The sequence below is a fragment of the Streptomyces sp. NK15101 genome (genome assembly GCF_020400725.1).
Classification (GTDB): domain Bacteria; phylum Actinomycetota; class Actinomycetes; order Streptomycetales; family Streptomycetaceae; genus Streptomyces.
This window is the reverse complement of record NZ_JAINVG010000003.1, coordinates 1-19,630: the sequence shown is the minus strand read 5'-3', so window position 1 is coordinate 19,630 and position 19,630 is coordinate 1. Positions and strand designations below refer to the sequence as shown.

Genomic DNA, 19,630 nt, shown 5'->3' with positions numbered 1-19,630 from the left:
GAGGCCCGGTTCGGGTAATCCTGCAACCCTTTGCAACTCTGGCGACCGACCGGCCCTTTGGGCGAGGCTGGGGACAGCGGCGGGTGGTGCCGTGTCGGCGCAGCACCACCCCCGCTTTTTCCGCGCGTGCCGACCTGACCGGCCCGGCACCCCCTCAGGTCCACCCCTCGCACGCGCGGTACAGCGCTCGACCGCTCACGCCGTGACGGTTCACACGGCGGCCCGCGCCCGTTCCACCACCGCCCGCAGGTCCAGCGTGTGCGGGAGCGTCCCGAAGGCCGCGCCGCCGTCCCCGCCGAGCCGCGCCGCGCAGAACGCGTCCGCCACCTCCGGCGGAGCCCACCGCACCAGCAGCGAGCCCTGGAGAACCAGCGCCAGCCGCTCCGCGAGCCGCCGCGCCCGCGCCTCGATCCCCTCCAGGTCCGCCAGTTCGACGAGGAGCCCCCTGATGGCCCGGTCGAGCCGGTGGTCGGCGCCCCGCGCCGCCCCCACCTCCCGCAGCAGCGCGTCGAGGGCGGCGGGCTCGGTCCGCAGCGCCCGCACCACGTCGAGCGCCTGCACGTTCCCCGACCCCTCCCAGATCGAGTTGAGCGGCGACTCCCGCAGCAGCCGGGGCATCCCCGACTCCTCCACGTACCCGTTGCCGCCCAGGCACTCCAGCGCCTCCGCCACCACCGGCGTACACCGCTTCGTCACCCAGTACTTCGCCGCCGGTACGGCGATGCGGAGGAAGGCCCGCTCCTGTTCGGGGTCGCTCCTGCCGTCGCTGCCGGCAGGGCGGCCGCTGCCGCTGCCGCTGCCGCCGTCGCTGTCGGTGGCGTCGTAGGCCGCCGCCAGCCGCATGCCGAGGACCGTCGCCGCCTCGGACTCGACGGCGAGATCGGCGAGCACGTTCCGCATCAGGGGCTTCTCGACGAGCAGCCCGCCGAAGGCCGAGCGGTACGAGGCGTGGTGCACGGCCTGCGCCACCGCCTGCCGCATCAGCGCCGCCGAGCCGAGGACGCAGTCCAGCCGGGTCGCCGCGACCATGCCCATGATCGTCCGGATCCCGCGCCCCTCCTCGCCGACGCGGCGCGCCCAGGTCGTCCCGTCGAACTCCACCTCGGCGGAGGCGTTCGACCGGTTGCCCAGCTTGTCCTTGAGCCGCTGGATCGCGAAGGCGTTGCGCGAGCCGTCCGCGAGCACCCGCGGCACCAGGAAACAGGTCAGCCCCGCCGGGGCCTGGGCGAGGACCAGGAAGGCGTCCGACATCGGCGCCGAGCAGAACCACTTGTGCCCCGTCAGGACGTACTCGCCGTCGGCCGCCAGCGGCCGGGCCTCCGTCGTGTTCGCCCGGACGTCGCTGCCGCCCTGCTTCTCCGTCATCGCCATGCCGAGCAGCGCCCCCGGCTTCTCCGCGACCGGACGGAGCTCCCGCTCGTACACGTGCGAGAGCGCCGCCGGTTCCCAGACCGCCGCGAGCTCCGGCTCGGCGCGCAGCGCGGGCACCGCCGCGTGCGTCATCGACACGGGGCAGCCGTGCCCCGCCTCCGCCTGCGACGCCACCATGAACCCGGCGGCCCGCCGCACATGACCACCCGGACGGCCCCACGCGTGCGTGAGCCCCGCCGACACGGCCTTCCCGAGGAGCCGGTGCCAGGCCGGATGGAACAGGACCTCGTCGACCCGCCGGCCGTACCGGTCGTGGGTCCGCAGCCGGGGCGGGTGCTCGTTCGCCTGCTCACCCCACTCCCGCACCTGCGCCGAACCGGTGGCCCGGCCCAGCAGGCTCAGGTCGTCGCGCGCCTCCGCCAGGAGGTCCGGAGCGAGGTGCCGCTCGACGGCCTCCGCCAGCGCCCGGTCGCTCGTGAAGACGTCATATCCGACCAGGGGCGGAGCCTGATTGGTCACGGTGTGGGTGCTCGCTGCCATGCCGATACGGTAAGCAGGTGCAGGCAGCAAGAGAAACACCCGATCGACCCGAGCGTCGCCCCTGGAGCAGGCTCCACCGCGCGCGTGTCCTCTACCGCAACGTCTCGAAGCGGAAGATGGCCTGGCTGCTCCTCAAGGACACCGTCAACTCGTGCATCGAGTACCGGATCCTCGGCCTCGCCGCCGAGGCCGCGTTCTTCACCCTGCTGTCGCTGCCGCCCCTGCTGCTCGGCCTGATCGCCGTCCTCGGCTACGCCGACGACTGGACCAACACCGACACCGTCGCCAGCATCCGGGAGAACATCCTCCGCGCGGCCGGCACGGTCCTCTCCGACCGGGGCGTCCACGAGATCGCCGAACCCCTCCTCGACGACATCACCCAGGGCAAACGGCCCGATCTGATCTCCCTCGGCTTCGCCATCGCCCTCTGGTCCGGGTCGCGCGCGGTGAACGTCTTCATCGACACCATCACCGTCATGTACGGCCTCGACGGGCACCGGGGCATCGTCAAGACCCGGCTCCTCGCCCTGCTCCTCTACATCGTGGCGCTGCTCATCGGAGCCGTCGTGCTGCCGCTGGCCGTCGTGGGCCCCGACCGGGTCGTCGAGCTCGTCCCCTGGGGCACCGAGGTCGTCGCCGTCCTCTACTGGCCGGCCGTCATCCTGCTCTCCATCGCCTTCCTCACCACGCTCTACCACGTCTCCGTGCCCGTCAGGTCGCCGTGGATCGAGGACATCCCCGGCGCCCTCGTCGCCCTCGGCATGTGGGTCCTCGGCAGCTTCCTGCTGCGCATCTACCTGACCAGCCAGGTCGAGGGCCCGACGATCTACGGCTCCCTGGCCGCGCCCATCGCCGTCCTCCTCTGGATCGGCATCTCGGCCTTCGCGGTCCTCGTCGGCGCCGCCGTGAACGCCGCCATCGACCGCGTCTGGCCCTCCGTCGCCACCGCCGCCGCCCGCGAGGCCAACGAACGGGCCCGCGCCATCCAGGCCGCCGAGCTCGTCGCCCGCGTGCGCGCCGAGGCGGAGGAGGTCGACGAGGACGACCCGGACATGCCGTCCGAGTTCCCCGAGCGCTGGTCCAGGTTCCTCCCCCCGGACGACGTGAGGTCCCGCCTCCACTCGGGCTGGGAGAAGGACTGACCGTCCTCCGGGACCGGGGCCCGTCCGGGCCGGGGAGCCGACCGCCGCCCCGCGCCTCTGGTCCCCGCCCCGGGGCCCCGGCCCTGCTGCTCACCGGAGTACTCACGGGTGCCGGGGCGAAGGGCAGGGGGGTACGCCTCCGCGGGGCCGGGGTCCGTCATCGGCGCGGGACCGCTCGTCCTCGGCCGCGTTCCTCGGGGGAGGTGCGGGCGGGAAACCCCTGAGACGCCTCGCCCCGGCCTCCGGTTCACAGACCGCGGTCCGACATGACCTTCCGCTCGGCCCGCTCCACGGTGATCCGGCCGGCCGGATCACCGCCGGCGCGCTCCACGGCACCGCGTACCAGGGCGAGATAGAAGAGGGTCGGAGCGCAGGGTGTCCACCGCTCTTCCGGCTCGTCCGCGATGAAGCCGAACACCGACTCCGGGTCCGCGTCCACGAACTCGAACCGGTCGTGCTCCCACTTGTCGGTGACACCGCGCGTCCAGCGGAGACGCAGCGCCGGCTCGTCGAGCTGGGGCGCCACCGCGCGGAAGAACGCCGCCCACTGGTGGTTGACCAGGTCGATCCCGAACCCGAGCAGCTCCACCTCGGCCTCGTCGTCGTGCACGGCGAGCTCCTCGAAGATGGCGCGGCGCGCCACCGCGTGCAGGCTGACGGGACTGCCGTCCCGGGGCAGATCGTGCTGCCGGGCCAGACCCTCGTTGGCGGAGGAGTTCCACCGCGCGCTGTTCGGCCCGGCGACCTGGGCGCTGCGCCGGGAGAACAGCATCTTGCCGTCCTGGCCGGTTTCCAGGGCCACGTTGACGCCGAAGCTGCAGTTCATCCAGGAGGGGGCGTCGGCCGGGTCGCCGCCCTCCAGATACTGCTGGCGCAGCGTGAGGCCGTTCCGTTGCCGCCGGTCCAGGTTGAGAGAGGTGGTGAGGAAGTCGAAGTAGTCGGCGTCCCGCATGGCGAGGGACACCACGGGCTCCTCGTCCAGGTGCGTACGGGTGACCACGACCCGCTCGACCGCGAAACGCGCGTTGTTCCACCGGTGCGGCAGCCCGCCGGCCTCCTTGCGCTCCTCCTCCGCCTCGATGGACCGCCGCCAGGCGGCGATCTCCTCCGGGAACTGCACACGCTTCGGCGTGTACTTGACGTGGACGTTCTCTTCGTCGATGGGCCGGATCCCGTCACCTTCGAAGAGATGGCAGCCTGTCGTCCGGCCGACTACGGTGAATCTGTCGCGCATCGCCAACTCCACTGATAAATAAGCCGTGATGGACACTCAGGGGGGTGCTGCCGATCTCATGGTACGAAACGGCGCGGTCGACCGGCCGGCGTTGCTGAGGGCCGAGCGACGATCCTCTTCCCTGGTGGGCACGATCGCCGTATCGGAGTACTTCCATCCGGACGCGGAGGAGCAGCAGGGGCTGCGCCGTCCGCAACTGGCGGAGGTCCGTGACCGCTTCACGGAGACGATGAGGGAGGGGCTGGGCTTCGGGGAGACCCTCCGGGTCGACCGGGGCGGAGCGACCCGGCGGCAGCTGTGGGCCGGGCTGGAGGAATTCCTGGCCGACGGTGCCCAGAGGAAGACCCTCTACTGGACGGGGCACGGCGTCCAGCGCGGCGACGAGGGCTACTTCCTCGCCTGTGCCGACTCGTGGCAGTCGGGCGAGTTCGACCCCGCCCGGGCCGTCCCCCTGCTCGAGCTGGTGGGACTCCTGCTGCGGCCGGAGTACGAGACGGACACCCTGCTGATCGTCGACGCCTGCTCCTCGCAGAGTTACAACTCCCTGGGCGAGGCGGTGCGGCACGCCGTGGAGCTGGATCGGGACCCCGCGGTGGTCCGGGCACGGGAAAGCCGACGAAAGGGCTTCGCCGTCATCGGCACCTCGGGGGCGGACGCACAGGTGCCGGCGGGCCGCTGGGTGACATGGCTGGAGGAAGCGCTGGCGAAGCCGGACTTCGTGGCGGACGACCAGGCCCGCCCGTTCGAGCCGTCCGCGCTGTATCTTCCGCTGCCTTATCTCTGCCGTGCCGTGGACGCGAGGGCCGCGGACGACGGTCTGGACGACCCCGCGCAGCGGCCGGACTGCCGGGAGGTCCGGGCGCTCCCCAACAACTTCCTCGACAACCCCCATTACCACCAGTCCGACCGACCGGTGTACACGCCGGCCGTGCTGACGCGGCGGAAGCCCTGGATCGAGGCCGATCAGTTCGGTCTCGAGGAGAACAGCCATCTCAACCGCCACTTCGCGGGCCGGCGGGACGCGCTGAGCCGGATCGTGCGCTGGATGGACACCCACCCGAAGGGGCTGCTCGCTGTGACGGGCCTGGCGGGCACGGGGAAGACCGCGCTGCTCGGCCGGCTGGCCCTCACCTCCCTTCCGAGCTGGCGGGAGGCCCTCGGCCAGGACCTCGACCCTGCGACGCTGCCCCGGGCGGGGACCATTCACGCGGCGCTGAGCTGCCGGGGGCAGTCCGCCCATTCGCTGGCCGCGCACCTGCGGGAGGTACTGGCGGACATCGACGGGGCACCGTCGCTGCCGGAGGAGCCGGTGACGTCTGAGAAGTTCACCGACGCGTTCGAGGAGCTGGTCGGCCGGGCGGGTTCGGTGAACCTGCTCTTCGACGCGCTCGACGAGGCCCTCCCGGACCAGGCGCACGCGATCGCCCGGCACGTCCTGGGCCCCCTGGCGAACACGCCCGGTGTCCGGGTGATCGTCGGTACCCGGACACAGCCCCGTCGGCGTACCACGGCGCCCGCGGAGGAGGAGTCGCTCCTGGACACCCTGGAACTCAGCGTCGAACCCGTGGTCCTCGGGGACGACGAGGAGGCGCGCGCGAGCATCACCGGCATGGTGCTGTCCGTGCTGGACACCGAGCACTCCCCGTACCGGGGTGAAGCGCGGCGGGAGGACCGCGACTGGACGGCAGAGATCGTCGCGGCGCAGAGTCACGGCTCGTTCCTGGTGGCCCGGCTGGTCGCGACCGGGCTCGCCCGGCGGACCACGGTCGCCGCCGAGACCGAACTGCCGGCGTGGCTGCGTGACGGCGGCATGGATCTGCGCACCCGCCTGGCGGAGGAGACGCGCCACCTGAGCGAGCAGCCCGGCGCACAGCGGGCCCACGAGGTGCTGCGGGCGCTCACGGTGATCCAAGGCCCCGGGCTGGCCCCGGACGCGACCTGGCTGACGCTCGCCAACGCGTTGCGCGAGGCCGACTCGCCGGAGCTCACGCTGGAGGATCTGAGACAGGTGTGCCGGAGCGCGGACGGCGGCATCGTCGCCACCCAGAAGGACGGCCCGCGGCGGACGGCCGGGCGGATCCGCCATCAGCTGGCCCATCCGAGTTACGGCGAGTTCTTCCTCTCCGATGCCGGGCTGACCGCCCGGGAGGCACACCGCAGGGTGCTCGACGCGCTGCGCGCCCGTGCCGGCGGCGACTGGAGGGGCGCCGACGAGTACACCCTCGAGTACCTGGGTGCCCACGCCGCCCAGGTGGGGTCGGACGCCCTGCGGGAGCTCTTCGAGGACGTGGGCTTCCTGCTGCGCACGAACCCCGAGGTCATGCTGCCACTCGCGGCGGGTCTGGCCCGGGACTGCGACGGCGCCGCGCTCTACGGCAGGGTCGCGAGCTCGTTCCCCCGCGTGTCCGGCCCGCTGCCGGAGTCGGTCCTGCTGGAGCGCAAGGCCTTGCTCAGCGCCACCGCCTTCGTCAGCCACCGTGACGCGACGTACCGGACGCTGCGGCACACCGACGGCTTCCTGCCCTGGCAGGAGTACTGGACCGATGTCCCGCCGGACCCGCCGGAGTGGCGGCGCGCGGCACCCGCGGGCGGCGCGCGGGCGCTGAGCTGGCGCGCCGGGACCGGAGCGGTGGGGTCGGCCCACGCGGACACCCTGACCGCCGGCGGACTGGGGGAGATCCAGGTCCTGCACCCGCAGTCGGGCGCCCGGCTGCTGACCCGCCGGCTGCCCCGGACCGGCGGGGAGCGCGGACGCCCGCTCAGCGAAGTGCGCGAGGTGGGCGCGGGAGTCCGCTGGGCCACCGTCGCCCGGGACGATCAGGCCGTGTACTTCTGGCGCGCGGGTGCCCGGACGCCCGATCAGGAGTTCCGGTGGGGCGGCAGTGTGCGCGCCCTGTCGGTGGCCGAACTGGAGGGCGAGCGCGTGACCCTGGCGGCCGACGGGAACCGGGTGTGGGTGTGGTTCTGGGAGAGCGGAACGCACCTGGACACGCGGCTGAAGGAGGTCCGTACGGCGGATGTGCGGCAGCTCGCGGCCCTCACCCTGGGCACGCGGATGTTCGTCCTGGCGGCGGGCACCGAGCGGGTGGAGCTGTTCGAAGTGGACCGCACCCGCAACGGTGACGGCGGTCTGCGTGCCTGCCGGACCGATCCCGGCGTGACCCTGGCGGCACCCGCGATGGCCGCCGCGGCGTTCACGGTCTCCCCCCGGGAGGGCTTCCTCGCCGTGGCCGACGGGACCGCTGTGTACGTCTGGCGGTGCGAGGCCGTATCCGGCCGGCCGGTCGTGGAGGAGGTGGCGACGTACCCCTCGAACGCGCGCGGCCTGGCCTTCGGACGGTACGGCGACGAACTGCTGCTCGCCGGATACGAGGAAGTGGCCGTCCGGATCTGGTCCGTCGAGCGGTCCGGACGCGAGGCCACGCTCGTTCTGAACGCCCCCCGGGAAGGCGCCATGGCGTTCGAACCGGACGGTCAGGGACTGCTCGCGGTCGCCGACGGCCCGTACATCCGGGTGGTGGACGTGGTCCCCGCGCTGGAGGCCGGCTACGGGATCCAGCGGCGGCCGAGCAACGAACGCCCGGTCCTTGCCCTGGCGGCCGCACCGGACGGTCCCCCGCTGCTGTGCCGGGCCTGGCACGACCGGATCCGGATCTCCCGGCCGAAGCAGGGGGATCCGGCCGCCCTCCCGGCCACGGACCTCGCCCACGACGGGTGCACGGTGACGGCGGTGGCCGCGGTGCGGGCGGCGGACGGCTGGACGGTGGCCGCCGCGGCCGGCCGGGCCGTACGGCTGTGGCGGCTCGACGACAGCCTGTCGGTCGTCACCCACCGGGACGTCCCGCTCGGCGGGGACGCCGGCCAGCCGGCCCGCGCGCTGAGCCTGGCGGGCGACCCGGCCGCCCTCACGCTGCGGCTGAGCGTGGCGGACGGCCGGCGGCTGGTACGTCACGAGGTCCCGGCCGATGTCTCGTCCGCAGGGATCGCGGGGCGCGCGATCCGGACCGACCGCGGGTTCTGCGGGATCGACACGAGGGTCCTGCGGGACGGTTCGTACTGGATGGCCGGCGACCTGAGTGACCAGCTGCGGGTCTGGACCGAGGGCGAGCACGGCGTCGAGCAGCGCGTCCTGCTCACGGCCGACCCCTCTTGCCTCGCCCTCGGGGAGCTGTACGACGACGAGGACGACGCCTCGATGCCCATGCTGGCCTGGGCGGACCACGGCAGCGTGTACCTCAAGGACTGTTCCGGCGAGAGCCTTCACCCCCCGGAGCGGCTGCCGGGGGACTTCCCCGACGTGACCTCCCTGGTGTTCGCCGGCCCCGTGGAGCGGCCCGTGCTGTTGCTCTGTACGCCGAGGACGGTGTCACGCGCGTGGGACGTCTGGTCCCGGGAATGGCTGGACGGGCCTGGGATCCCCGGGCGGGGGTACGACGTGCACGCCGTCCGTACGGCGATGGACCCGGAGGGTCTCGTGATGGCGCTGCAGGGGGAGGACCGTTGCGATCTGATCCGGCTGCCGCACATGTTCTCCGGTGCCGGGACAGGGGGAGGGTGAATGGAACACGATCTGGTGGTCTTCGTTCCAGGGTTTCTGGGCACCCGGTTGTGTCGGGACGGCCGGGACGTCTGGGCGCGATGCGGCGAGCGGTTGATCGGCTCGGAGGCTGCGGCGCTCACCGAGGTGGCCCTCCCGCCGGGGCTGGGGGACGCGCTGCCCGAAGGCCCCTTCCGGCTGGACGCCGGCGCGCTGCTGCAGGTCCCGGACTCCGTGCCCGGGCTGCTGTCCTGCATGGGCTATCCCGATGTCCGCGCCGCCCTCGGCGACCCGCTCGACGCGCAGTTCGTGCCGTTCGGGTACGACTGGCGGCTGTCCCACCGGCTGGTGGCCCGGCAGCTGAAGGCGTGGGTGGCGCGCGAGCTCGACCGGTGGCGTGCGGAGGTCGGCGCGTACTACCCGGACCGGACCGATGACCCGCGCGTCATCCTGGTCTGTCATGCGACGGGCGGTCTGATCGGACGGCACTATCTGGAGTGCGAGGGCGGTCGGGAGACCGCCCGGACCCTGGTCACCCTCGGCACCCCGCAACAGGGGCTGGCCCAAGCCGCTCGGCTGCTGGCCGGTCACGCGGTCCCCGGCGACGCGGGCCCCGGCGCAGCCGTGGCCGCCCGGCTGAACGAGGCGCTGCGCGACTGGGCGCTCAATCTGCCGGCGGTCGTCGAGATGCTGCCGGTGTATCCCGCCGTGCGGGTCGAGGGGAAGAGCCGCGAGCGGCAGATCACCGACAACCGCTACCCGGTTCCCGGGTTGCCGGGCGACGCCGTACGCGAGGCGCTGGCCTTCCGGGAGGAGTTCCGCTCGGTGTGCGACGAGCACCGGAGCGTCGGCCCCCTCCCGTACACCGTGCACTGCCTCGGCAGCGCCGACTTCCCGAGCCCCGAGGCGGTCGTGCTCTCCTCCGACGGGTCACGGATCGCCGACAGCCTGCTGGGGCCCGGCGACGGGACGGTGCCCCGCCGGTCGGCCGTCGCCGACTGGACCGGTGCGGACCCCATGCTGTGGACCGGTTTCCGGAACGCGGATCTGGCGAGCGGCCCCGCGCTCCGGGACGCGATGCTCGCGATCCGCGCGGGACGCCCGCCCGGCGGCACGCTCGCCGGTGAGGAGGGCATCGTCCTGCACTTCCCCCGGGACCCGGTCGCCGCCGGCCGCCCGTTCGTGATCGAGCTGCTGGGGCACGACTTGCCGCGGCGCAATCTGCGGACGTTCGCGTGGCGTTCGGGCCGTACCGACAGGCTTCCCGTCGCCTTCCGGCAGTACGAGCCCGACCGCTATCGGGCGGAACTGGAAGTCCCGCCCGGACGCTGGGTGGTCGAGGCGCTGGTCGACCGGCCGAAGGGGCGTGACCGGAGAGACGTGACGGTCGTGGCGGTATGAGGCGGGAGCTGGGATGACCGGAACCGACTCCCCCGCGTGGCCGCAGTGCGGGCACCTTGACACCGGGAAACGCTGCCGGGGGCACAGAGTGGGCTCGTACACGGCCTGCCTGGCGCATCTGGACGGCGTCGAACGGGCCGCCTACCTGGCCTCGTTGACCCCCGGCGCGAACCTCGACCACCGGGGCACCCCCTTCACCCAGAGCCTGCTCGACGAGCTCCTCGCACCGCTCAGGGATCCGGGGAGCGGGCGGGCGCGGGTGGGGGATGCGTCGTTCGACGAGGTGCGGTTCGCCGGGGACGCGGAGCTCGACGGGATCGACTTCGGCGGCTCCTGCTCCTTCGGATCAGCCGTGTTCGGCGGAGGTGTGTACGTCCATGACGTGCGCGCCGGGGGCGATTTCCGCCTCGGTGCGGCGCAGGTCGCGGGAGATGTGTGGTTCGACGACACCGAAGTGGGCGGTGACGCCTGGTTCTACGAGGCGCGGATCAAGGGGACGTTGCGGTTCTGCGTCCGAGAGGTCGGCCGCGGCGCGATGTTCAAGGGCATGACATGCGGGGACGCCTACTTCTCGGGTGTCCGGGTGCGCGGCGTCTCCTCCTTCAGCGGGGCGGTCATCGAGGGGGAAGCCGCCTTCGACGGCGCGGTCTTCGAGGACGGTGCCGACTTCGGGAAGGTCCGGATCGCCGGGCGGGCCTGTTTCGACGGCACGCATTTCCACCGGAGCAGAGCCTGCTTCGACGGGGCGGACATCGTCGGGGACATGCCCTTCGCCGAGGCTCACTTCGAGGTGGAAGCCACGTTCGACGGAGCCGCGATCGGCGGTGACCTGTCCTTCTCCGGGGCCCGGCTGGAGGCCGGCGTGGGTTTTCGGCGAGCGCTGTTCCGGCGTACCGCCCGGATCGGCCCGCTGGTCTGCCAGGGGACGGTGGACTTCTCCGGCGCCGTGTTCGAGGCCGCGGTGACGCTGGAGGCCGCCGCGCGGGAGGTGCGCTGCCGACAGACACGGTGGGCGTCCACCGCCGCGCTGCGGCTGCGGTGCGCCGGGGTGGATCTGAGCGACGCCGTGGTGGAGTTCCCCGTGACCGTCGTCGGCCGACCCCGTCCGTTCGTCTCGCCGGAGGGCGAGGTGATCGCCGAACCGGGGCTCACCGATGACCGGGTGCGGGTCACCTCGGTCAAGGGCGTGGACGCCGCGCACCTGGTGCTGGCCGATGTCGACCTGACCGGCTGCCTCTTCGTGGGGGCGGTGCACCTGGACCAGTTGCGGCTCGAAGGCCGCTGCCTCCTGTCGCCACCACCCGCCGGGCCGCGCTGGATACGCCGCCGGACCCTCGCCGAGGAGCACCACTGGCGGGCGACCCGGTACGGCGACGGCTGGACGTCCGCGCCACCGGGCGTCGAGACGCATGGACCCGGCGTGCTCGCGCCGGTCTACCGACAGCTCCGCAAGGCGCTCGAAGACGGCCGGAACGAGCCGGGCGCGGCCGACTTCTACTACGGCGAGATGGAAATGCGCCGCCACGACGCCGCGGCGTCCCGCGGGGAGCGAGCACTGCTGCGGCTGTACTGGGGCCTCTCCGGCTACGGCCTGCGCGCCGTGCGTGCCCTGGCCTGGCTGGTCCTGGCGATGACGGCCACCGTGTTCGCGATGATGCTGTGGGGGCTGCCGCGGGCCGATCCGGACCCGGTCAGTGCGGGGACCATCGACGGCCGCCGGGTGAACCTGACGACCAGGAAGCCGACACCCGTCAACCCGGAAGGGCCGTACGCGAAGCGACTGTCGGCCGAGCGGTTCGAGAAGTCCGTGAGGGTGGTGACCAATTCGGTGATCTTCCGGGCCTCCGGACAGGACCTGACCACCACCGGGACGTACGTCGAGATGACTGCCCGCCTCGTCGAGCCGGCCCTGCTCGGGCTTGCCGTCCTCGCCGTGCGCAGCCGCGTGAAGCGATGACGTGCCCGGGCGATCGCCGGGCGGGTGAGGGGCTGAATTTAATCGGTGGTGCCGTGCCCAGGGGTGGGGCTATGGTGCTGTCCATCCGTCCCCCGCAGGGGCGGTGTCGGTGCGTCGAGAAGAAGCAGGAGGTGAGGACATTGATGACTGTCACGGTGACGGGCTCTGCCCGCATTCAGGAGTTCATCGTTCCCACCCCTGTGGTCTCCGGCTGACACCCACTCGATCCGCGCGCTCGGAGCGCGCCGCCGGGGCCACCCTTCGAAGGGTCCCCCTTGTCTTTCCCGCTTTCCTCCGTCTCCTCTTCCTCCCTGCTCGACGCCCACGGCTGGGACTCCGGCTGGGCCGCCGACTTCGCGCCCCACGCCGCCCGGGGGCTCGTCCCGGGGCGGGTGATCCGCGTCGACCGGGGGCAGTGCGACGTCGCCACCGCCGAAGGGGTCGTTCGCGCCGACACGGCGTTCGTGACGCCGCACGATCCACTGCGGGTCGTCTGCACCGGTGACTGGGCCGCCGTCGACCCGGAGGGCGTCGGCGATCCCCGGTACGTGCGTGCGTGCCTGCCCCGCCGTACGGCCTTCGCGCGCTCCACCTCCTCCAAGCGGTCCGAGGGCCAGATCCTCGCCGCCAACGTCGACCACGCCGTCATCACGGTCTCGCTCGCCGTCGAGCTCGACCTCGGCCGGATCGAACGCTTCCTCGCCCTGGCCTGGGAGTCCGGCGCCCAGCCGACCGTCGTCCTCAGCAAGGCCGACCTCGTGCCCGATCCGGTCGGGCTCTCCTACCTCGTCGAGGACGTGGAGACGGTCGCGCCCGGCGTGCAGGTGCTGCCCCTCAGCTCCACCACCGGGGAGGGGCTCGACGTGCTCGCCGCGACGATCGCGGGCGGCACGACCGTGCTGCTCGGCGTCTCCGGCGCCGGCAAGTCGACCCTCGCCAACGCCCTGGTCGGCGAGGACGTGATGGACGTCCAGGCCGCCCGCGACGTCGACGGCAAGGGCCGTCACACCACGACCACCCGCAACCTCTTCGTCCTGCCCGGCGGGGGAGTCCTCATCGACACCCCCGGGCTGCGCGGCGTCGGACTCTGGGACGCCGAGGCCGGGGTCGGCCAGGTCTTCTCCGAGATCGAGGAGCTCGCCGGAGACTGCCGCTTCCACGACTGCGCCCACGAGTCCGAGCCGGGCTGCGCGGTGACGGCGGCGATCGAGGACGGCTCGCTGCCCGTGCGCCGCCTGGAGAGCTACCGCAAGCTGCTCCGCGAGAACCGGCGGATCGTGGCCAAGACCGATGCCCGGATGCGCTCCGAGATGCTCAAGGAGTGGAAGCGCGTGGGCGCCGGTGGCCGCGCGGCCCTGGAGTTCAAGCGCCAGGGCCGGCTGCGGTAGGCCGTGCGGGCGGCTCGCCCGTCGCCACCCGCAGCGCGGTGTCCGAAAACCGCGAGCCGGGTGGCGGCGGCTCCCGCACACTGGGGGCCATGAGGGACGACGACACCCGCTACGAGGCGGTCAGCAGCAGGGACGCGCGGTTCGACGGAGAGTTCTTCTTCGCCGTCCGGACCACCGGCATCTACTGCCGTCCCAGCTGCCCCGCCGTCACCCCCAAGCGGCAGAACGTCTCCTTCTACCCCACGGCCGCCGCCGCCCAGGGCCACGGCTTCCGCGCCTGCCGCCGCTGCCGCCCGGACGCCGTGCCCGGCTCCGCCGAGTGGAACGTCCGGGCCGACGTCGTCGGGCGCGCCATGCGGATGATCGGCGACGGCGTCGTCGACCGCGAGGGCGTGCCCGGCCTCGCGGGCCGGCTCGGTTACAGCACCCGGCAGGTGCAGCGCCAGCTCACCGCCGAGCTCGGCGCCGGCCCGGTCGCGCTGGCCCGCGCCCAGCGGGCGCACACCGCGCGGCTGCTGCTCCAGACCACGGGACTGCCCGTCACCGAGATCGCCTTCGCGGCCGGATTCGCCAGCGTCCGCCAGTTCAACGAGACGATCCGCGCCGTCTACGCCCGCACCCCCACCGCCCTGCGCGCCGAGGCGGGCAGCGGCGCGGGAGCCCGTACCGCGCTCGCCGCCGGGGTGCCGCTGCGGCTCGCCCACCGGGGGCCGTACGCGACCGGCGAGGTCTTCGACCTGCTCGCCGCCGAGGCCGTTCCCCGGGTGGAGGAGGTCGTCGGCGCTCCCGGCGCCCGCACCTACCGGCGCACGCTCCGCCTCCCGTACGGCACCGGTGTCGTCTCCGTCGACGAGCGCTCCGGCGGGCGCTGGCTGGAGGCCCGGATCCACCTGGCCGAGCTGCGCGACCTGACCACCGCCGTGCACCGGCTGCGCCGCCTCTTCGACCTCGACGCCGACCCGTACGCGGTCGCCGAGCGCCTCGGGGCGGCCCCCGCGCTCGCCGCCGAGGTGGCCGCCCGGCCGGGCGTGCGCTCCCCGGGCACGGCCGAGCCCGAGGAGTTCGCGCTGCGGACGGTCCTCGGCGCCGAGGAGTCGGCCCGGCTCGTCGAGCTCCACGGCACCCCGCTGGCCACCGCCTGCGGCACCCTCACCCATGTCTTCCCGGAGCCCGCCGCCCTGACGGAGCACCCCGTCGCGGGGCCGCTGGCCCGTGCCCTCGCCGACGGAGCCGTACGCCTCGATCCCGGAGCCGACCGCGACGAGGCCGAGCGCGCCCTGCTCGCCGTCCCCGGCGTGACCGCCGAGGCCGCCGCGCTGATCCGGATGCGGGCCCTCGGCGACCCCGACGTGCCCCCGACGGGAGCCCCGGAGGCGGAGGAGTGGCGTCCCTGGCGCTCCTACGCGGCGCGGTACCTGAGCGGGAGCGCGGGGCCTTCGGGGACGTAGTCAGCCCCAGATCACCGCGCCCGCCCAGGCGCCCACGATCAGCAGGCAGGCGAAGAGCTCGACGAGCACGCTCGTGCCGGCCGCCCGCATCACCGTCCGGGTCGCCGCCCTGGCCTGGCCGTGGCCGCCGAGGCGGAGCCGCTCCGAGAGGTAGATCCCGCCGACGAAGCCGGGGATCGCGCCGACCACCGGGAGCAGGACGAAGCCCAGGAGGGCGCCCACCCCCGCGTACGTCACCATGCGCCGGGTGATGCCGACGCCCCTGAGGCGGCGGGGCGGCAGCTGCCAGACGATCACCTGGGTGAGGAGCAGCAGGCCGGTCGAGGAGGCCAACAGGATCCAGGCCAGGTCCGTGCGCTCGTGCAGCGCCCACCAGAGCATCGCCGCCCACACCAGCCACGTCCCCGGCACGCCGGGCGCGAGCACCCCGAACAGACCGAGCAGCATCACCGTCGCGATCATCAGGAGCTGCCACACACCCACATTGCCCAGCGTGCACGACGAGCGGGATCTCCGCAGGTCGCGCGGGGCGGACGGGGTACGGGGCAGGGGTTCAGGGCGCCAGGGGGAGGGCGGCGGCCACGAGGTTCCGCTCCTTGCGGGCGATCAGCGGGAAGACGATCTTCAGGACGGCCTCGCCGTGCGGTGAGGAGAGGACGAAGGAGGAGTTCAGGATCCGTTCCCTGATCGCCGAGCGGACCAGGCCGTCGCGCGGGATCGTCATGGTGTGCTCGACCGGCTTGGCGAAGACCGGATCCGCCCGGAAGACGAGGAGCCGGCGGTCGGTCATCGCCAGGTACATCGGGACCGGAACCGGTATCACCGCCATCGCGCCACCGTTGAGGACGGCCGACGCCACGCCGAACGCGGCGGTCCGGCGTGCGGAGACCGTGCTCAGGTTGACGACGCACGTCACCTCCACCCGCTCGCCGGGCTCCAGGATCGGGGTCACGGTGGCCAGCAGGGCGCGACGGCGGCGTCCGTTCATGGGGGCGGAACTCCAGGAGACGAGAGGGCGGGAGGACGAGGGAGGAAGTGGAACCGGCCGCTCACCTTCCCATACGTCCCCGCGTCAGCCGCGGGCGACCCAGCCCTTCTCGTACGCGTGCCAACCCAGCTGCAGCCGGGTCGTCACCCCGGTCAGCTCCATCAGCCCCTTCACCCGCCGCTGCACGGTCCGCAGCCCCAGGTCCAGCTGCTTGGCCACGCTCGCGTCCGTCATCCCGGCGAGCAGCAGCGACAGGATCTCCAGGTCCATCGCGTCCGGGCCAGGCGCCTCGTCCTCGGTGATCTGCGCGCCCGCCCCGAGCCGCAGCGGCAGCGCCTCCCGCCACACCGACTCGAAGAGGCCCATCAGCGATTCCAGGAGCCCGCTCGCGTGCACGACGATCGCCGCCGGCTCGGCGCCCCGGCCGGTCAGCGGGACCATGGCCAGGGACCGGTCGGCGACGACCAGCTTCGTGGGGACCCGGTCGGCGACCCGGATCCGCTCCTCGCGGCCGAGCGCCGCGGAGAGTTCGAGCAGCCCCGACGGGAGCGTGAGCACCTCGCGCTCGATCACCACCCGGTAGCGGACCCCGCGCCCGGCCGCCTGCTCCTCGGCGTGGTTCTCCAGGCCGGAGACCGCGATCGGCTTGCCCGTCACCAGGGCGCAGACCTCCTCCTGGGCGCCCAGCTGCAGCTGGAGGAAGCGGTGGGTCACCGCGCTCGCGCCGACCACCACCTCCACCAGGTCGTGCACGGCGGCCTCCGCGGCCTCCGCCCGGTACTCCTCGGCGAGCAGCTTGGCCGCCAGCTCGGCCTGCTCCAGCTCGTGCCGCTGCTGGGTCAGCAGGGCGCCGAGCGCGACCCCGGGCGGCGCCGCGACCCACCGGCCGGTGCGGGCCGAGGACTGGGCGGCGAGTCCCTGCGACTCCAGACGGCGCAGCGCCCGTTCGGTCTCCTGCTCGGGCAGGGCGAGCCGGTGCGCGAGATCGGTGACCTCGGCCGCGCCCAGCGCGACCAGGGCGCGGTACGCGGACTCCTGGCGTTCGTCGAGTCCTATCGCTCCCAGCATGGATGCCCCACCCCTCGCCGTACCTCCGGCGGGCGGTCCCGGACGTTCCAGGGACGTTCACCGGAGGCATTCGTTCCGTTGGTGACCTGGCGGGAAACGGCCACGGCGTATTCCCGCCTCTCCCATCATCCCTGTACCGCCCTCACCTCTGCCAATGTGGCGCCACCGCAGCACCAACAGCCTCCGGAAAAGGCTGCCTTATGCCCTTTTTCCGGATTCAGATGGGGAGAGCGATGCGCCCGATTTCGCGTACGGTCCTGGGGGCGGCGACCGCCGTCGTCCTGGCCGTCACCGCGGTCGCGCCGTCCATGGCCGATGAGCCGCAGGACGACACGGCCGGCAAGCGACCGCTGGTCGGCAGCGAGGCCTCGGCCCGCGCCGGTGACGGAGCGAAGAGCGCCACGGTGACCCTGGTCACCGGCGACCGCGTCCTGGTCACCCGGGACGCCGAAGGGAACCCGGCGGCCACGGCCCTGCCCCGGGAGGACGGGACCGTCCCCCTGGTACAGACCCGCCGCTCCGGACCGGACCTGTACGTCTACCCCGAGGACGCCACCGCCGCGCTCGCCGCCGGCCGCGTCGACGAGGAACTCTTCAACGTCACCGGCCTGATCCGCCAGGGCTACGACGACGCCGCCACCACCACGCTGCCCCTCATCGCCGTCTACGGCTCCGACCTCGCCCGCTCCGTCCCCGCCACCCCCCGCGGCGCCAGGCGCGGCCAGGTCCTCAAGGCCGTCGACGGCGTCGCCCTCAAGGCGGAGAAGAAGCAGGCCGCCACCTTCTGGGCCGACATCGCCGCCCCGGCCGCCCGCTCCGCCTCCGGCCTGAGGAAGCTCTGGCTCGACCGCAAGGTCGAGGCCACCCTGGAGCAGTCGACGAAGCAGATCCACGCCCCCGAGGCCTGGGCCGCCGGCTACGACGGCAAGGGCACCAAGGTCGCCGTCCTCGACACCGGCGCCGACGCCGGCCACCCCGACCTCGTGGGCCGCATCGTCGCCTCGGAGAACTTCACCGACTCCGACACCACCGACGACCGCGGGGGCCACGGCACCCACACCCTCTCCACCGTCGGCGGCTCCGGCGCCGCGAGCGGCGGCAGGAAGAAGGGCGTCGCCCCCGGCGCGGACCTCCTCAACGGCAAGGTGCTGGGCGACTCCGGCTCCGGCGCCGCCTCCTGGATCATCGCGGGCATGGAATGGGCCGTCGCGCAGGGCGCCGACGTCGTCTCCATGAGCCTGGGCAGCTCCGTGCCCACCGACTGCACCGACCCGATGAGCGTCGCGGCCGAGGAACTCGCCCGGAGCGAGGGCACGTTGTTCGTCATCGCCGCCGGCAACTCGGGCCCCGCCCACGACACCGTCTCCTCGCCCGGCTGCGCGCCCGGTGTGCTCACCGTCGGCGCCACCGACCGCGACGACTCCACCGCCTGGTTCTCCAGCCGCGGCCCGACGATCGTGAACCACACCCTCAAGCCCGAGATAGCGGCGCCCGGCGTCGGCATCTCCGCGGCCGCGGCCGGCGGCCGGGGCGTCTACGCCTACCAATCCATGTCCGGTACGTCGATGGCCACCCCGCACGTCGCGGGCGCCGCCGCCATCGTCAAGCAGCGCCACCCCGACTGGACCGCCCGGCAGATCAAGTCCGCGCTCGTCGCCTCCGCCGACAGCGGGGTCCCCGGCGACGTCCGCGAGGTCGGCGGCGGCCGCCTCGACGTCAAGGCCGCCGTCGACCAGACCGTCCTCGGCTCCCCCGCCGTCCAGGGCGGCACCTTCGCCTGGCCGCAGGACGGGAGCGACCGCACCACGGTCTCCGTGCCGTACACCAACACCTCCGACGTGCCCGTCACCCTCGACCTGGCCGTCGAGAAGGTCACCGGCGACGACGGCTCCGCGGTCCGCGCCCCGATCGCCCGCCTCGGCGAGCGCACCGTCACCGTCCCGGCCGGCGCCACCGTCGGGGTCCCGCTCGACCTCGCCCCCGACGCCCGCCTGGAGCGCGCCCAGTACGGCGACGTCACCGGCCGCGTCGTCGCCACCGGCACGGGCGGCGTCCACGTCTCCACCCCCTTCTCGCTGTACGTGGAGCCCGAGACCGTCACCCTGCGCGTCAAGCTGATCGACCGTCAGGGCGAGCCCGCCTCCGGCGCCTCCTCCCTCGACGTCATCGGCACCGACGACGCCACCGGTGAGCGCCGCTTCAACGACGGGGCCGCCGACCAGGTCTACCGCCTGCGCCCCGGCAGCTACTTCCTCTCCTCCTTCGTCACCACGCCCGACGCCGGCGAGGGCGCCACGCTGACCGACTCGCTCAGCTACCTCGGCCGCCCGCAGCTGGAGCTGAAGAAGGACACCACGGTCGTCCTCGACGCCCGCGAGGCCCACGAGCTGACGGTGAGGACCGACCGGGCCTCCGAGCTCCGCGGCGCCACCCTCGCCTTCGCCCGCTCCTGGGACGACTTCTGGCTGCACGCCGGAACCGCCGCGGGACCGCGCACCATCCGCGGCTACTACGCCTCGGTCGAAGGCGGTTCCCGCGAGGGCGACTTCGAGTTCG

The 19,630-nt window shown here is 73.4% G+C and carries 12 protein-coding genes; 7 read left to right on the top strand and 5 right to left on the bottom strand.

Annotation, left to right across the window (positions count from 1 at the left end; all coding sequences use genetic code 11):
* Positions 1-210 precede the first annotated feature (210 nt).
* The gene (locus K7G60_RS02170; protein WP_225799043.1) at positions 211-1,911 is read right to left on the bottom strand and encodes an acyl-CoA dehydrogenase family protein; all 1,701 of its coding nucleotides are present in this window, start codon (positions 1,909-1,911) and stop codon (positions 211-213) included.
* 17 nt (positions 1,912-1,928) lie between these two features.
* On the opposite strand from K7G60_RS02170, the gene K7G60_RS02165 reads away from it, so the two are divergent.
* Positions 1,929-3,053, top strand: coding sequence for a YihY/virulence factor BrkB family protein (locus K7G60_RS02165; RefSeq protein ID WP_225799042.1), 1,125 nt, complete (start codon positions 1,929-1,931; stop codon positions 3,051-3,053).
* 247 nt (positions 3,054-3,300) lie between these two features.
* On the opposite strand, the gene K7G60_RS02160 is transcribed toward K7G60_RS02165, so the two are convergent.
* The gene (locus tag K7G60_RS02160) at positions 3,301-4,287 is read right to left on the bottom strand and encodes a translation initiation factor 2 (RefSeq protein WP_225799041.1); all 987 of its coding nucleotides are present in this window, start codon (positions 4,285-4,287) and stop codon (positions 3,301-3,303) included.
* 124 nt (positions 4,288-4,411) lie between these two features.
* Between K7G60_RS02160 and K7G60_RS02155 the strand changes: the two genes are divergently transcribed.
* From K7G60_RS02155 to K7G60_RS02135, 5 genes are all read left to right on the top strand, one after another.
* Complete coding sequence (locus K7G60_RS02155; RefSeq protein ID WP_225799040.1) at positions 4,412-8,845, top strand: ATP-binding protein; 4,434 nt, start codon at positions 4,412-4,414, stop codon at positions 8,843-8,845.
* Positions 8,846-10,225 carry a hypothetical protein gene (locus tag K7G60_RS02150; protein WP_225799039.1) on the top strand — a complete coding sequence of 460 codons (1,380 nt, stop codon included), beginning with the start codon at positions 8,846-8,848 and terminating at the stop codon, positions 10,223-10,225.
* Positions 10,226-10,313: 88 nt separating this feature from the next.
* The gene (locus tag K7G60_RS02145; RefSeq protein ID WP_225799038.1) at positions 10,314-12,182 is read left to right on the top strand and encodes a pentapeptide repeat-containing protein; all 1,869 of its coding nucleotides are present in this window, start codon (positions 10,314-10,316) and stop codon (positions 12,180-12,182) included.
* 275 nt (positions 12,183-12,457) lie between these two features.
* On the top strand, positions 12,458-13,570 hold the full coding sequence (gene rsgA / locus K7G60_RS02140) for a ribosome small subunit-dependent GTPase A (RefSeq protein ID WP_225799037.1): 1,113 nt from the start codon (positions 12,458-12,460) through the stop codon (positions 13,568-13,570).
* Positions 13,571-13,659: 89 nt separating this feature from the next.
* Positions 13,660-15,018, top strand: a complete 1,359-nt coding sequence (locus K7G60_RS02135; protein WP_225799036.1) for a DNA-3-methyladenine glycosylase 2 family protein — start codon at positions 13,660-13,662, stop codon at positions 15,016-15,018.
* Here the strand turns inward: K7G60_RS02135 and K7G60_RS02130 are convergent, their stop codons facing one another.
* From K7G60_RS02130 to K7G60_RS02120, 3 genes are all read right to left on the bottom strand, one after another.
* Positions 15,019-15,501, bottom strand: coding sequence for a DUF456 domain-containing protein (locus K7G60_RS02130; RefSeq protein WP_225799035.1), 483 nt, complete (start codon positions 15,499-15,501; stop codon positions 15,019-15,021).
* A gap of 70 nt (positions 15,502-15,571) precedes the next feature.
* The gene (locus K7G60_RS02125; protein ID WP_225799034.1) at positions 15,572-16,006 is read right to left on the bottom strand and encodes a hypothetical protein; all 435 of its coding nucleotides are present in this window, start codon (positions 16,004-16,006) and stop codon (positions 15,572-15,574) included.
* An 84-nt stretch (positions 16,007-16,090) separates the two neighbouring features.
* Entirely contained in the window at positions 16,091-17,074 is a 984-nt protein-coding gene (locus tag K7G60_RS02120) for a helix-turn-helix domain-containing protein (protein WP_225799033.1), read from the bottom strand.
* Between the two features lie 233 nt (positions 17,075-17,307).
* Between K7G60_RS02120 and K7G60_RS02115 the strand changes: the two genes are divergently transcribed.
* On the top strand, positions 17,308-19,630 hold a 2,323-nt coding region (locus tag K7G60_RS02115), incomplete at its 3' end, for a S8 family serine peptidase (protein ID WP_225799032.1).